Consider the following 14674-nt stretch of genomic DNA (forward strand, 5'->3'; position numbering starts at 1 on the left):
CGGCAAAATCGGCGGAAGGTGGGCGCGATTCATACCAACACAGAGAAAAACCATGCCAGAATTCGTCGTCCCGCCGCCGCCGGTCGCCTCGGTTGCCGTCGCAGACTCGGCGGAGCGGTTTGCCGTGCGCCGCATCTTCTGCGTCGGCCGCAACTACGCCGCGCATGCGCGCGAGCTCGGCAATGACGAGCGCGACCCGCCCTTTTTCTTCACCAAGCCCGCCGATGCGGTTGTCGACAGCGGCGCCGAGATCCCCTACCCGCCGCTGACCTCGAACCTGCACCACGAGATCGAGCTGGTCGTTGCCATCGGCAAGGGAGGCTTTCACGTTCCCCGCGCGGATGCGCTCGCCCATGTCTGGGGCTATGGCGTCGGCATCGACCTGACCCGCCGCGACCTGCAGGATCAGGCGAAGAAGGCGGCACGTCCCTGGGACTGGTCGAAAGCTTTCGACCAGTCCGCGCCTTGCGGCCCGCTGATTCCGGCCGCGAAATCAGGGCATCCGGAGAAAGGCCGCATTTGGCTCGCTGTCAACGGCGCGGTGAAGCAGGACGGCGACCTAGCCGAATTGATCTGGCCGATCGCCGACATCGTCTCGATCTGCAGCGAGGCGGTCGAGTTGCAACCAGGCGATCTGATCTTCACCGGCACGCCGGCAGGCGTCGGCGCGGTCCAGACCGGCGACAGGATCACCGGCGGCGTCGACGGCATCGGCGAGATCGCGGTGACCATCGGGCAGCCGAGGCGATGAGCGACCCCGTCCTCCACAATTATTACCGCTCCTCCACCTCCTACCGGGTGCGGATCGCGCTGGCGATGAAAGGCCTGGACTATACCTATGTGCCGCATCATTTGCGCCACGGCGAGCATCTCGAGCCCGCCTATCTCGCCGTCAATCCGCAAGGGCTGGTGCCGGCGCTGGTGCTGGATGGCGGCAGGCTTTTGACGCAGTCGCTGGCGATCATCGAATATCTCGATGAGATCCAGCCGGAGCCGCCGCTGCTGCCGAAGGATGCGCTGGGTCGGGCACGAGTGCGGATGCTGGCGCAGATGATCGCCTGCGACATCCACCCCGTGAACAATCTGCGCGTGCTGACCTCGCTGCGCACTGTGTTCGGCGCCGGCGACGAGGACGTCGTCAACTGGTTCCGGCACTGGGTGAACGAAGGTTTCCAGCCGCTTGAAAAGATTCTCGCCTCCTCGCCCGAGACCGGCGCGTTCTGCCACGGAGACGCGCCGGGCCTCGCCGACATCTGCCTTGCCGCCCAGGTCACCAACAACGCCCGCTTCGGCGTCGACATGGCGCCCTATCCGGTGATCGCGCGCATCAACGCCGCCTGCATGGCGCTGCCGGCGTTCCAGAAGGCCGCGCCGCAGAACCAGATCGATGCCGAATAGGGAAGCCAAAGACGCCGAGGAGGCCAAGGCACTCGCCGACATCGAAGAGTACGGCTGCCATATCCTCTATGTGTTGGAGGCGGACGAGCATCCGCCCTTCGCTTACTCGGTCGGGATAGAGCACAATTTTGGCATCCCTGAATTGGTCGTCATAGGGCTCAAGCCGGAGCTTTCGATGACCATCATCAACGAGTATTGCCGACGCGTGCGCGGCGGCGAGAGGTTCGGCGTCGGAGAGCGCGCATCAGGTTTCCTGGGTGGTGGTTTCGACATTCAATTCGGCGCAGTCCATCCCGACCACTACCCGGAACATTTCGGCTGGGATATATGATTCTACGATGGAGCGGATTTCCGGATTATGCAGCTTATTTTCCCGACAACTTCCGGGATTTGGCCGTGGGATCCGGAAGCCGACGAATGGGTTCGCAAACGGCAGCCACTGCTTGATACCCCGCCATAACTAACGGCCCACTCTGAGCGTCACCGCCCAGAACACCAGCGCCGTCAGCCCGATGGCGCCGCCAAGGGCGCAAACACCGGTCCAGCCCCAGGCGCCGTAGGTCATGGTCGAGGCGATGGAGCCGAGCGCGCTACCCAGCGAATAGAAGATCATATAGCCGCCGACCAAGCGGCTGCGGGCGTCCGGCCGGCGGGCGAAGATCAGGCTTTGATTGGTGACGTGCACCGCCTGGATGGCGAGGTCGAGCATGAATATGCCCAGCACCAGCAACCAGAGCGTCTTGCTCATGAACGCGATCGGCAGCCAGGCGGCGGCCATCAGCGCGAGACCGAGGCCGGTGACCAATTGCCCCTGCCCGCGATCGACGAGGATACCGGTCCAGCGCGCGCCGAGCGCGCCGGCGACGCCGGCCAGGCCGAACAATCCGATCGCTGTATGCGACAGCGAAAAAGGCGGCGCTGCGAGCGGCAGCACCAACGGCGCCCACAGCACGTTGAAACCGGCGAAGATCAGCAGCGCCAGCACCGCGCGCACACGCAGCAAGGGTTCCTCGACGAACAGAAGCAGCACCGACCCGAGCAGCCTGGCGTAGGATGTTGGCGGCCGCGCCGCCTCGTGGCGGGGCAGCACCCGGAACAGGATCGCCGTCATCACCAGCGTGAGTACTGCCGAGACAAGATAGACGGAGCGCCAGCCGGCAAAATCGGCGATCAGTCCGGCAACGAAACGCGCAAGCAAGATGCCGAGAATGACGCCGCTGGTTACGGTGCCGACCGCGCGCCCCCGCTCCTCGGGCGCCGCCAGATCGGCGGCATAGGCGACCAGCACCTGCACGACGACGGCGAGCAGGCCGACCGCGGCGTGGCTTGCAAGCAGCATCGCGGCACTCGGCGAAAGACCGATAACGATCAGCGCCAAGGCCGAAAGCACGGCTTGGGTCACAACCAGCTTGCGACGGTCGAACAGGTCGCCGAGCGGCACGATGAAGAACAGGCCGAGCGCGTAGCCGATCTGCGTCATCGTCACCACGATGCCGACCGAGGCGGGGTCGATCGAAAAGTCGTGGGCGATGGCATCGAGCAGCGGATGGGCGAAATAGACATTGGCGACGCTCAAGCCGCAGGCAACCGCGAAGATCAGCGCAGTCAGGCGCGGCAATCCGGCCTTGGCCTTTCCTCCCACGGCGCCTTCGAACTGTCGCAGATCGGCTCGTTGCAGCTGCAGATTCATCGGGCTCTCCATTCGGTTGCAACTTGAAACCGTTGCGAAATATGCAGAACGGTTTTATATTGCAACCGAAATCAGGAGGCTGGACCAACGAAATGGTTAAGCGGACGAGCCATCAAAGCGCGGATTGCTTCATCGCCCGGCCGCTCGACGCGATCGGCGACTGGTGGTCGCTGCTCATCGTGCGCGACGCCTTCGACGGCTTGCGGCGTTTCGGCGAATTCCAGAAAAGCCTCGGCGTGGCCAAGAACATCCTGTCGGCGCGCCTGCGCAATCTGGTCGCGCATGGCATCCTCGAAATCGTTCCGGCACCGGACGGCAGCGCGCATCATGAATATGTGCTGACCGAAAAAGGCCGTGGCCTGTTCTATGTGCTCGTAGCTCTGCGCCAGTGGGGAGAGACCTATTTCTCCGGCCCGGGCGAGCCCTACACCTTCATGGTCGACACCCGGACCGGCAGGCCGATCCGCCGCCTGGAAGTTCATGCCGAGGACGGTCGCCTGCTGGCGCCGGGTGAAACGCGGCTGGCCGATTTCCGCCAGCAGCCGGAATAATGATCGGTCCGCCAGCCGCGGCGCTGGCAGAATCGATTTCCGGTCGACCGTCCGCGGAATCGGCTATCGTCACCTCAAAACGTGGGAGTTTGCCGATGAAAGCCGTCGTGTTCGAGAAATTCGGCGAGGCGCCGACGATCCAGACCGTGCCTGATCCGAAGCCGGCCGCCGACGGCGTTGTCATCAAGGTCGAGGCGACCGGCCTATGCCGCAGCGACTGGCACGGCTGGATGGGCCATGACGACGGCATCACGCTGCCGCACGTTCCCGGCCACGAGCTGGCCGGCGTCGTCGTCGCCGCCGGCAAGCAGGTCAGCCGCTGGAAGGCCGGCGATCGCGTCACGGTGCCCTTCGCCGTCGGCTGCGGCCGCTGCTTCGAATGCACCTCAGGCAACCATCAGGTCTGCGAGCACCAGTCCCAGCCCGGCTTCAACGCCTGGGGCTCATTCGCGGAATATGTCGGCATCGAGCATGCCGACACCAATCTCGTGCGCCTGCCCGAGGAAATGGAATTCGCCACCGCAGCCAGCCTGGGCTGCCGCTTCGTCACTTCGTTCCGCGCCATCGTCGACCAGGGCCGGGTGACGCCCGGCGAATGGGTCGCGGTGCATGGCTGCGGCGGCGTCGGCCTGTCGGCGATCATGATTGCCAGCGCCATGGGCGCCAATGTGATCGCCATCGACCTCACCGACGAGAAGCTGGACTTCGCCAGGAAGATCGGCGCGGTGGCGACGATCAACGCCTCGACGACGCCGAACGTGGTCAAGGCCGTCAAGCAGATCACCAATGGCGGTGCGCATATGTCGATGGATGCGCTCGGACATCCGACCACATCCTTCAACTCGATCTCGAACCTGCGTCGTCGCGGCCGCCACGTTCAGGTCGGGCTGATGCTGGGCGAGCATGCCCGCCCGCAGGTGCCGATGGACAAGGTGATCGCCTTCGAGCTCGAGATCCTTGGCAGCCACGGCATGCAGGCCTACCGCTATTCCGCGATGATGGAGATGATCCGCACCGGCAAGCTGAAGCCCGAATTGCTGGTGGGCAAGAAGATCAGCCTCGAGGAAGCGCCCGCCGCGCTGATGGCAATGGGCGGTTTCGAGGGGATCGGCATCGGGGTGGTGACGAAGTTTCAATAGGCATGCCTACCGCGCGAACTTCTTCGCCCCGAACACGCAGGCCACGACGCCGAGCGTGACGACCACCATCATCGGGCTGACCTTTTCGTGCAGCAGGCTCGCCGCCAGCGCGAGGCCGAAGAAGGGCTGCAGCAATTGCAGCTGCCCGACGGCGGCGATGCCGCCTTGCGCGAGGCCGCGATACCAGAACACGAAGCCGATCAGCATGCTGAACAGCGAGACATAGCCAAGGCCGATCCAGGCGCCGGAGCCGATGGCCGCGAAGGATGGCGGCAGCGTCGCGAAGCTCAACGCCAGCATGACCGGCAGCGACAGCGCCAGCGCCCAGCAGATCACTTGCCAGCCGCCGAGCTTGCGCGACAGCTTGGCCCCTTCGGCGTAGCCCAGCCCGCAGACGATGATGGCGCTGAGCATGAGGCCGTCGCCGACCGGCGACGCGGTCACGCCTTGCGCCAAGGCAAAGCCGGCGACCAAAGCGCTGCCCAGGCACGAGAACAGCCAGAAGGCCGGGCGCGGACGCTCGCCGCCGCGCAACACGCCGAAGATCGCGGTCGCCAGCGGCAGCAGGCCGACAAAGATGATCGAATGCGCCGAAGTGACATGCTTCAACGCCAGCGCCGTCAGCAACGGGAAGCCGACCACAACACCCAGCGCAACGACGATGAGCGAGATCAGGTCGCCGCGCTCCGGACGCTTCTCGCGGAACATGAGCAGCATCGCGATCCCGAGCAGGCCGGCGATCGCCGCTCGGGCCGCCGTCAGGAAGGTCGGGTCGAAATCCATCACCGCCACCCGCGTCGCCGGCAGCGACCCGCTGAAGATCAGCACCCCGATGAAGCCGCTGAGCCAGCCGTCGAAACTCTTTTCCATGATCCGCTCCGTTTGTGCTTCGGTACCGGCGCGAGCCATGGTTTTGCCAGAGACAATGGGGTACAATTCTACAAAACTGTAATGGTCGGCAGGGAAGTACAGATGGACATATCGGGCCCAAATGTCAGCGGCGCCACCCTCGTCGAAACCGTCATGGCGGCAATCCGCCAGCGTATCGCGGCACGCACGCTGACACCTGGAGCCCGCCTGCCCTCGATACGGGCCATGGCCAAATCCATGCAGGTGTCGAAGTCGACCGTGGTCGAGGCCTATGAGCGCCTGGCGGCCGAGGGCACGATCCGTTCGCGACCGGGCTCGGGTTTCTACGCAGCCGGTCAGCTTGCGCCATTGTCGCTGGCCGAGATCGGTCCTCGGCTTGACCGCGCCGTCGATCCGCTCTGGGTGTCCAGGCAGTCGCTCGAAGCGGGCGAGGACATGCTGAAGCCCGGCTGCGGCTGGCTGCCCGCGTCCTGGATGCCCCAGGCCGCCTTGCGCCGGGCGCTGCGCACCGCGGCCCGCGCGGACGATATCGCGCTTGCCGACTACGGCACGCCGCTCGGCCTGCCGCCGCTGCGCCAATTGCTGGCAAGGCGCATGGCCGGGCATGGCGTCGAGGTTTCGCCGGACCAGATCATGCTGACCGACTGCGGCACCCAGGCGATCGACCTTTTGTGCCGTTTCCTGATCGAGCCCGGCGACGCGGTCCTGGTCGATGATCCCTGCTATTTCAACTTTCACGCCCTGCTGCGCGCCCATCAGGCCAAAGTGGTCGGCGTGCCCTACACCCCTTCGGGGCCGGATATCGAGCTCTTCGCGGCGGCGCTCGCCGAGCACGGGCCGCGCCTCTACATCACCAATTCCGGCATCCATAACCCGACCGGCGCGATCCTGTCGCCGGTCACCGCGCATCGGCTGCTGAAGCTCGCCGACCAGGCGGACCTCACCATCGTCGAGGACGATATCTTCGCCGACTTCGAGCACAGCCCTGCCCCGCGCCTCGCGGCCTTCGACGGACTGCAGCGCGTCGTCCAGATCGGCTCCTTCTCCAAGACGCTGTCGGCTTCGATACGCTGCGGCTTCATCGCGGCGCCAGCCGACTGGATGGAAGGCCTGACCGATCTCAAGATCGCCACGACATTCGGCGGCACCCGGCTGTCCGCCGAACTGGTGCTGACCCTTTTGAAGGACGGCAGCTACCGCAAGCATGTGGAGCAGTTGCGCACCCGCCTGTCGCGCGCCATGGCCGAGACCGCCGGCAGGCTGAAGGCGATGGGTATAACGCCCTGGATCGACCAGCCAGCCGGCATGTTCCTCTGGTGCCGCCTGCCCGACGGCATCGACGCGGCGGAAGTCGCGCGCCATGCGCTGTCGGCCAATGTCGTGCTGGCGCCCGGCAACGCCTTCAGCCTGTCGCACACCGCCGGCCGCTTCATGCGCTTCAACGTCGCGCAATGCGCCGACGAGCGTATTTTCACCGTCTTGGAAAGAGCGGTCACAGCGTCCCGCCGCAAGGCGGCGTAGTGCGACCACCGGTTGCCCTATCGGGCTTTGGCTGGTAGGGAACCGCCAACAGCCATGCCGGCGGGCATGCGCACCGTCATCGGGACCGACAGCCATGGGATCCAGCAAGTCAGCAGACAAGTAGGCCGCAACAGCGCTTCGTTGTTGCGGCAGTCTGTCCCGTTTCTCTCGATCCAAGACAGATCGCCGCCAAATCTCACCATTTGCGCGGATTTTTCCTCATGTCTTCTCCGAACCAGCCGACATGGACCTTGTCCATGCCAGCAGCCCTGCTGCTTTTGTCTCCCTTCGACGTCCTGGCCTCCCTCGCCATGGATATCTACTTGCCCGTCGTGCCGATCATGCCAGGCGCGCTCGGCACTTCGCCGGCCGTCGTGCAGCTGACGCTCAGCCTCTACATGATCTGTCTTGGCCTTGGCCAACTTGCCTTCGGGCCCATCTCCGACAGGACGGGCCGGCGCCCGGTGCTGATCGGCGGCGCGCTGGCGTTCACGGCTGCATCCTTCCTGCTCGCCGTCACCTCGCTTGCACCGGTCTTCCTTGCCCTTCGCATCGCGCAGGCGCTCGGTGCTTCCGCCATGCTCGTCGCTGTCTTCGCCACCGTCCGCGACGTCTATGCGCAAAGGCCGGAAGGCGCCGTCATCTACGCCACGCTCGGCGCGCTGCTCTCCTTCGTGCCGGCGCTGGGGCCGATCGCCGGCGCCTTGGTCGCCAATGGCTTCGGCTGGCGGGCTATCTTCGTCACGCTCGGCATCCTGGCGGCAGTGGCGACGCTCAACGCCTGGCTGAATTGGCGCGAAACGCGCCCGCTGGCCGATGGCGCTGCCCGGACTGGTCTCGGCTCGATCCTGCGCAGCTTCGGCTTCTGGACCTACACGCTGGCCTTCGCCACCGCCATGGGCTCGTTCTTCGTGTTCTTTTCGACGGCGCCCAGGGTGCTCATCGGCAGGGCCGGCTTTTCCCAGATCGGCTTCAGCCTGGCTTTCGCCAGTGCGGCACTTGTGATGATCGTCATCGCACGCTTCGCGAAGCGTTTCGTCGCCCGCTGGGGCGTCGAAGGCAGCGTCAGGCGCGGCATGGCGATGCTGCTCCTGGGTGCTGTCCTGCTGGCTACAGGACAATTGTTCGCCGACCCGTCCTTCGCGAGCTTCGTCATGCCGATGTGGGTCATCGCCATCGGCATCGTCCTCACCGCGTCGGTCACGGCTAACGGCGCGCTGGCGCCGTTCGGCGAGACCGCCGGCACGGCCGTCGCGCTTTATTTCTGCCTGCAGAGTGTGATTGTTTCGGCGGCGGGCACGCTGTTCGTCTTCCTGCTGGGCGGCGACACGGCATGGCCGCTGATTGGCTTTGCAGCAAGCTTCGCACTGGCGACTCTCTTTGCGTTGGGACGAGCGAGACCGAAACAGGCCTAGAGAATGCTGAGGCGACCCGGGTCGGTCGAGATTCAGCTCAGGCCGAATCGAGAACGATGGGTTCCGAGAACCGGAGCGGAGCGTACTTGAAGTACGTGAGCACCGGAAGCGCAGGAAACCATCGTTCGCAGGCCGGCCTCACCTGAATATCGGCTATTGCCTAGGCCCGTTTCTTGCGGCGCTCGTACATCATCACCAGCGTTTCGGCGGTCAGCGCCGGCTTCTGTTCGCCTTCGATCTCGACGGTGTTGGCCGCCTTCATCAGATACTGGCCGGGGCCGAGATCCTCCATGGAAAGCAGCGTGGTGCGCAGGCGGATGCGCGCACCGGCCTTGACCGGCGCCAGGAAGCGCACCTTGTCGAAGCCGTAGTTGAAGGCGGCCTGGGTGTTCTCCGGCACGATGCCCATCTCCAGCGCCAGCGCGCCGATGATCGACAAGGTCAGATAGCCATGCGCGATCGTGGTGCGGAACGGGCTCTGCCGTTTGGCCCGCTCCGGGTCGACATGGATCCACTGATGGTCGCCGGTGCATTCGGCGAATTGGTCGATGCGCTGCTGGTCGACCGTCGTCCAGTCGGACACGCCGAGCTCCTGCCCGGACATCGTGCGCAACTGTTCGAAGGTCGGCGGCGTCCTCGGCCGTGTTTCCGTCATTCCGGCTTTCCCGTCACTCTTGCTGTCTCCCGACCATGAGCGGCGATCGCTGTCAATTCGCCGCCCCGCGATTTTCGCCGGTAGAGTTGATGCTTTTAGGGCAGGCCGAGAACGCTCGAGCGGCTGCGCCGGTTGCATCGCATGTCGGTCTATGAAGGGCCGAGACGCCGGACAGCCTATTTCTTTTCGTAGCCGGCGCGGATTTCCGCCATCGCATCCCTGATCCGGTCGCGCAGGATCTCGACCGATTCGGTGCTGGATTTGCGCACAAGGTCAGCCACTTCGCTGGCATTCTTCAGCGTCGTCTCGAACGACTTGCGGGCAAATTCGGCCTGCTTGCTCATCAGCTCCTGCGGATTGCCGGGCGTCTGGTAGCTCTGCGCCATCCGCGTGATCTCATGCAAGGCATTCTGCACCATCTCATGCTGCCTCGCCAGCACCGAGGATGCGCCGGCAGCGCTTGCCCTCGCCGACTTTTCCAGGGCTTCGAGGTTCTTGCGGTGGTGATCCAAGATGGCTTGGACGTCGACATTCGGCAGCTTGAGGTCGCGGCCGAATCTGCTGAACATGTCGAGGAAGGAGTCGGATTCCGGTTGTTTTGCCATTCTGTGCCTCCCTGGCGGCCGCGATGCGGCGCCCTCGAAGGAGAATAGTGCTCCTTGGGCCAGCGTCAATTGACCAGAAACAGCCGCTCGGCCGTGTAGAGCGCCAGCCCGGCCAGCCCGCCGATGATCATGCCGTTGAAGCGGATATATTGCAGGTCCTTGCCGATATTCGTCTCGATCAGCCGCGTCAGCTGCGCCAGGTCCCAGCGCTTGACCTGGTCGGCGATGAATGTCGACACGCCGCTCTTCTGGCTCTCCACGAACGAAGACAGCGCGACGACAAAGCCTTGGTTCATGTCGGCCCTGATCTGCGCATCGTCGGCCAGATGCGTGCCGACCTCGACGAACATGTTGGCGAGATGCTCGCGGATCGTCGAATTCTCGGCATTGGCGTCCTGTTCGATGAACAGGCGCAGGCTCGTCCACGCGTCGCCGGCTAGTGCCCTCACCTCCGGCCGGCCGAGAAAATCGCGCTTCAGCTTCTCGGCGCGCCTTGCATATTGCTTGGAGGTCCTGAGCCGTTCGATGAAGCCGAGCGCGAACCGATCGAACTCGGCGCGCATCGGGTGATCGGGATCGGCCCGCACCTCGTCAAGCAGCGAACCCGCCGAAGCGACGATCTTCTTCAAGAGATAGGCATCGGCGCGAAACAGGTTGAACAGCGACGGCAATTCCTCGCGGATCTTTTCGCGCATCGTCGCCAGCGCCTGCTCGTCGTTGAGGAAGCGCCCGACCACCCGGGTGAACTCGTCGAAGAGCTTCTGGTGGCGGCGGTCGTCGGTCAGCGCCGACAAAAGATCCGCCGCGAGAGGCGCCAACGGCACCTTCTCGATCTGCTCCAGCATGCGGCTGGTGACGAAGTCGCGCAGGCCGGATTGCTCCACCGCCGTCAAGGTCTGCGGCACCAGCCGCGCTACGAATCGCGACAGGCCGGCGGCGCGCTCGGCATCGGCCAGCCAGTCGGCGACCAGAGCAGCGAAGTCCACCTCGGCAAGCTTTGCGCGCACCGGCTCCGGCGCCAGGAAATTGGCCTCGATGAAGCGGCCGAGATTGTCGGCGATGCGGTGCTGGTTCTCCGGAATGATGGCCGTGTGCGGGATCGGGAGTCCCAGCGGCCGCCTGAACAGCGCCACCACGGCATACCAGTCGGCGATGCCGCCGATCGTCGCCGCCTCGGCGAAGGCAGCGACGAAGCCGAGCCACGGATAGGTTCCCTGGAAGGATTTCGCCAGAGCGAAGACGAGAATGCAGAGCGCGAGCGTTGCCGCGGCAACGAATTTGGTCCTGCGCAATGCCGTGAGCTTCGCTTGCGCGTCGGCATCGAATCGAACCGGCGCGAGGGCCGGAGCTGATTGTGACATCGAAAGGCCGTTTCCTGTTTGCATCCGCCTCTATCTAGTGGCCGCGCTGCTAAAACGCTTGCTCGAAACTTGGCAGGCATGCCGGGCCGCCATATGCGCCGGCACGCACAAAAAGTTGACACGATTATTCAGCTATGTACCGGTCCAGTCTGGAATTGTTCCAAACTATGGGCCATATTCGGCTCAAGCTAATATTTCCATGAGGATACCATGCGGCTCACGCGCCAGACCAATTATGCGATGCGCATCCTGATGTATTGCGCCGCCAATACCGACAGGCTGAGCCGCATCCCGGAGATCGCCGCCGCCTATTCGGTGTCCGAACTGTTCCTGTTCAAGATCCTGCAGCCGCTTGTCGAGGCCGGCCTGGTCGAGACCGTGCGCGGCAGGAATGGCGGTGTCAGACTTGGGCGCCCAGCCGAGCAGATCAGCCTGTTCGATGTCGTGCGCGTCACCGAAGAGAGCTTCGCCATGGCCGAATGCTTCGAGAACGACGCCGCCGAATGCCCACTGGTCGACAGCTGCGCCCTGAATTCGGCGCTGCGCGAGGCGCTCAACGCCTTCTTCGCGGTGCTTTCCCGCTACACGATCGCCGATTTGATCGCCGCGCGCCCGAATGTGCGCAGCTTGCTCGGCATCGACCTCCTGGAGCAGCGCGCGCCAGCGGCCTAGGCGGCGGACTGCGGCAATACGAACGGCACGCCGCCGGTCGGCAGAGCGCCGACCTTCAGCCTGCAGTCGAACACCTTCTCGATCAGCGCGTCGTTCAGCACATTCTTGGGCGTCCCTGCGGCCGCCAGTTGGCCGCCATGCAGCACGAAAATCCGGTCGGCATACATGGCCGTCAGGTTGAGGTCGTGCAGGATCGCCACCACGCCGCCGCCGCGCCGGGCGAAATCGCGCGCGATGTTCATGATGATGAGCTGGTGCTTGACGTCGAGGCTGGAGACCGGCTCGTCGAGGAAGAGATAGCGCGGCCGCCCTTCGAGCACCGGCGCCCAGACCTGGCAGAGCACGCGGGCAAGCTGCACGCGCTGCTGTTCGCCGCCGGAGAGCTCCTGGTAGAAGCGTCCGGCAAATCCGTCGAGATCGACGCGCGCCAGCGCCCGTTCCGGTAGCCGCGCATCCTCGCCGGGCAACACGCCGGAGCGCCCGCCGATCAGGCCGAGGCGGACGATCTCGCGCACGGTGAATGGGAAGGACAGCGCCGTCGCTTGCGGCAGCACCGCGCGCAACGTGGCTGCCTCGGCCGCCTTCATGGCGGACACGTCGCGGCCGTTGAGGGTGACGGCGCCGGTATAGGCGAGCTCACCGGTCAGCGCCTTGAGCAAGGTCGTCTTGCCGGACCCGTTCGGTCCGACGATGGCCGAGACCTCGCCGGGCCGCGCCAAAAAGTTGACATGCGAGACGATGCGCTTGCCGCCGGTCGCCACCGAGATGTCGCGCGCTTCGATCATGGCAGGCTCACAAATCGACGACGCCGCGCTTGCGCAGCAGGATCCACAGGAAGAACGGCGCGCCGGCGACCGCCGTGACGATGCCGATCGGCAGTTCGGCGGGGGCAACGACGGTGCGGGCGACCGCGTCGGCAATGAGAAGCAGCGATGCACCGAGCAAAGCGGAAGCCGGCAGCAAATAGCGGTTGTCCGGCCCGATCGCCAGCCGCAGCACATGCGGCACGACGATGCCGATGAAGCCGATGCCGCCGCTGACCGCGACCGATGCGCCGACCGCCGCCGACACGCCGACGATGGCCGTATATTTCAGCCGCTGCACCGGAATGCCGAGATGACCGGCCGTCGCCTCGCCCAGCGCCAGCGCATTGAGGCCGCGCGACAGGAACGGCATGGCGGCCAGCGCCAGGATGATCACCGGCCCGACGGTGCCGATCTTCGGCCATGTCGCGCCGGCCAGCGAGCCGAGTTGCCAGAACGTCAGATCGCGCAGCTGCCGGTCGTCGGCCATGAAGATCAGGACACCCGTCAGCGCCATGGCAAGGGCGCTGATGGCGATGCCGGCAAGCAGCATCGTGGCGACCGACGTCCGTCCCTGGCGCGTGGCGATGGCGTAGAGCAGCAACGTCACCGCGAGCCCGCCGAAGAATGCCGCGAGTGGCAGTGCGAGCGTGCCCAGCGCAAGCGTGGCGGGCGCCAGCCATGTGGTTCCGAGCACGATGATCGCCACCGCGCCGAGGCTCGATCCCGCGGAAACCCCGATCAGGCCGGGATCGGCAAGCGGATTGCGGAACAGTCCCTGCATCACCGCGCCGCAAATGGCGAGCGCGGCGCCGATCAGCACGCCGAGCAGAACGCGCGGCATGCGGATGTCATAGACGATCAGCCGATCGCGCGCCGCAAGTGCGCCATCCGACGGCACGGCGCCGGTAAACCAGTCGCGGATGACACGAACGGCGGACGCATCGGAAGCACCCGACGTCAGCGACAGGAATACCGAAAGGGCCAGCGCCAGGCACAAAAGCGCTATGACGAACCTTGCCCGCGCCGAACGGTCGCCATCGGCTGCCATCGCGCGGCTCGGCGCGCCTGCTATCGACTGTTCGGCCATCGCCGCTCAGTCCGCGGCCTGGTTGCCATAGAGCTCGACCGCGAGATCGTGGATGGCCCCCGCCGTCCTCGGCCCGAAGCCGAGCAGGTAGCCGCCCTGCATGCTGATCATCTTGCGGTTCGTGCCCGCCGGCGTCGAAGCGACGGCAGGATTGGCGAACAACTCATCCTCCGAGATCGGCGGACCGGCACCCTTCATGGTCAGGATGACATCCGGCCTGGCGCTGACGATCGCCTCGTCCGTCATCCCCTTGTAGCCGGAAAAGCCCTCGACCGCGTTGACCGCGCCGGCAAGCTTGATGATGCCGTCGGCCGCGGTGTCGCCGCCCGCGGCAAGAATCTTGCCGCCTTGCGTCGACAGCACGAACAGCACGCGCTTGCGCTCCTTGATCGCGGCCGTCTGCTTTTCCGCCGCCGTGAGCTTCGCATCCGTCTCGGCCGCCAGCTTCTCCGCCTTGGCCTCGACCCCCAGCGCCTTGCCGACGACGCGGATCTTTTCGAGGATGCCTTCATGATCGTAGCGGTCGGGCACCTCGATGAAGGGAACGCTCGACTTCTTCAGCACGTCGACCGCTTCCTTCGGGCCGCTGCCATGCAGCGCCAGGATTCCGCTCGGATTGACCGACAGCACCCCCTCCGGCGACAGCGCCCGCATGTAGCCGACATCCGGCAGCTTCGCCGCCGCCTCTGGATAGGTGCTGGTCGAATCGCGCGCCACCAGACGACCCTCCTCGCCGAGCGCGTAGACGATCTCGGTGATCGAGCCGCCGATCGAGGCGATCCGCGAAGTGTCCGAAAAGATGGTCGTGCCTTCTTCCGCCTTGGCCGGCTGCATGGCGACGGCAAGCAGAACGCCGAGCACCGGCGCAAGCGCCGCCCGGAAACTGAGAACAAAACGCATTGGA

The 14674-nt window shown here is 65.3% G+C and carries 15 protein-coding genes and 1 pseudogene; 8 read left to right on the forward strand and 8 right to left on the reverse strand.

Features of this window, described 5'->3' with window-relative positions:
- The first annotated feature begins 52 nt into the window (after positions 1-52).
- The 3 genes and pseudogenes from MJ8_RS19860 (at position 53) to MJ8_RS19870 (ending at position 1858) form a co-directional block, all read left to right on the forward strand.
- Entirely contained in the window at positions 53-751 is a 699-nt protein-coding gene (locus MJ8_RS19860; RefSeq protein WP_201410472.1) for a fumarylacetoacetate hydrolase family protein, read from the forward strand.
- Positions 748-1398, forward strand: a complete 651-nt coding sequence (gene maiA, locus MJ8_RS19865) for a maleylacetoacetate isomerase (protein WP_201410473.1) — start codon at positions 748-750, stop codon at positions 1396-1398. Before MJ8_RS19860 ends, maiA begins: the two co-directional genes overlap by 4 nt.
- A pseudogene (locus tag MJ8_RS19870) lies at positions 1388-1858 on the forward strand (DUF4262 domain-containing protein). The gene maiA and the pseudogene MJ8_RS19870 overlap by 11 nt, the downstream one beginning before the upstream one ends.
- On the opposite strand, the gene MJ8_RS19875 reads toward MJ8_RS19870, so the two are convergent.
- The gene (locus MJ8_RS19875) at positions 1859-3088 is read right to left on the reverse strand and encodes an MFS transporter (protein ID WP_201410475.1); all 1230 of its coding nucleotides are present in this window, start codon (positions 3086-3088) and stop codon (positions 1859-1861) included.
- Positions 3089-3180: 92 nt separating this feature from the next.
- Between MJ8_RS19875 and MJ8_RS19880 the strand changes: the two genes are divergently transcribed.
- On the forward strand, positions 3181-3639 hold the full coding sequence (locus MJ8_RS19880) for a winged helix-turn-helix transcriptional regulator (RefSeq protein ID WP_201410476.1): 459 nt from the start codon (positions 3181-3183) through the stop codon (positions 3637-3639).
- A 95-nt stretch (positions 3640-3734) separates the two neighbouring features.
- Positions 3735-4778, forward strand: coding sequence for a zinc-dependent alcohol dehydrogenase family protein (locus tag MJ8_RS19885; protein ID WP_201410477.1), 1044 nt, complete (start codon positions 3735-3737; stop codon positions 4776-4778).
- Between the two features lie 6 nt (positions 4779-4784).
- Here the strand turns inward: MJ8_RS19885 and MJ8_RS19890 are convergent, their stop codons facing one another.
- Positions 4785-5648, reverse strand: a complete 864-nt coding sequence (locus tag MJ8_RS19890) for a DMT family transporter (protein ID WP_201410478.1) — start codon at positions 5646-5648, stop codon at positions 4785-4787.
- Positions 5649-5750: 102 nt separating this feature from the next.
- Here MJ8_RS19890 and MJ8_RS19895 point away from each other — a divergent pair, with 102 nt between their 5' ends.
- Both MJ8_RS19895 and cml read left to right on the forward strand, forming a co-directional pair.
- Entirely contained in the window at positions 5751-7169 is a 1419-nt protein-coding gene (locus tag MJ8_RS19895; protein WP_201410479.1) for a PLP-dependent aminotransferase family protein, read from the forward strand.
- Positions 7170-7390: 221 nt separating this feature from the next.
- Entirely contained in the window at positions 7391-8584 is a 1194-nt protein-coding gene (gene cml, locus MJ8_RS19900; protein ID WP_201410480.1) for a CmlA/FloR family chloramphenicol efflux MFS transporter, read from the forward strand.
- A 160-nt stretch (positions 8585-8744) separates the two neighbouring features.
- Here cml and MJ8_RS19905 read toward each other — a convergent pair whose 3' ends face one another.
- The 3 genes from MJ8_RS19905 to MJ8_RS19915 all read right to left on the reverse strand — a co-directional run bounded on the left by MJ8_RS19905 (position 8745) and on the right by MJ8_RS19915 (position 11205).
- Positions 8745-9239, reverse strand: coding sequence for a MaoC family dehydratase (locus MJ8_RS19905; RefSeq protein WP_140749382.1), 495 nt, complete (start codon positions 9237-9239; stop codon positions 8745-8747).
- A 176-nt stretch (positions 9240-9415) separates the two neighbouring features.
- Positions 9416-9844, reverse strand: a complete 429-nt coding sequence (locus tag MJ8_RS19910) for a phasin family protein (RefSeq protein ID WP_201410481.1) — start codon at positions 9842-9844, stop codon at positions 9416-9418.
- Between the two features lie 65 nt (positions 9845-9909).
- A complete protein-coding gene (locus tag MJ8_RS19915; protein WP_201410482.1) occupies positions 9910-11205 on the reverse strand; it encodes a DUF445 domain-containing protein in 1296 nt (431 codons plus the stop codon).
- A 210-nt stretch (positions 11206-11415) separates the two neighbouring features.
- Between MJ8_RS19915 and rirA the strand changes: the two genes are divergently transcribed.
- Positions 11416-11877 (forward strand): iron-responsive transcriptional regulator RirA, encoded by a 462-nt coding sequence (gene rirA / locus MJ8_RS19920; protein ID WP_041004061.1) that lies wholly within the window; start codon positions 11416-11418, stop codon positions 11875-11877.
- Here the strand turns inward: rirA and MJ8_RS19925 are convergent.
- Genes MJ8_RS19925 through MJ8_RS19935 form a run of 3 tightly spaced genes read right to left on the reverse strand, consistent with a single transcriptional unit; the run spans position 11874 to position 14670 of the window.
- A complete protein-coding gene (locus tag MJ8_RS19925; RefSeq protein WP_201410483.1) occupies positions 11874-12662 on the reverse strand; it encodes a heme ABC transporter ATP-binding protein in 789 nt (262 codons plus the stop codon). The genes rirA and MJ8_RS19925 overlap by 4 nt on opposite strands.
- A gap of 7 nt (positions 12663-12669) precedes the next feature.
- Positions 12670-13770 (reverse strand): FecCD family ABC transporter permease, encoded by a 1101-nt coding sequence (locus tag MJ8_RS19930; protein WP_201410484.1) that lies wholly within the window; start codon positions 13768-13770, stop codon positions 12670-12672.
- A gap of 6 nt (positions 13771-13776) precedes the next feature.
- Entirely contained in the window at positions 13777-14670 is an 894-nt protein-coding gene (locus tag MJ8_RS19935) for a heme/hemin ABC transporter substrate-binding protein (protein ID WP_201410485.1), read from the reverse strand.
- Positions 14671-14674 lie beyond the last annotated feature (4 nt).

The organism is Mesorhizobium sp. J8 (assembly GCF_016591715.1).
Classification (GTDB): Bacteria; Pseudomonadota; Alphaproteobacteria; order Rhizobiales; family Rhizobiaceae; genus Mesorhizobium.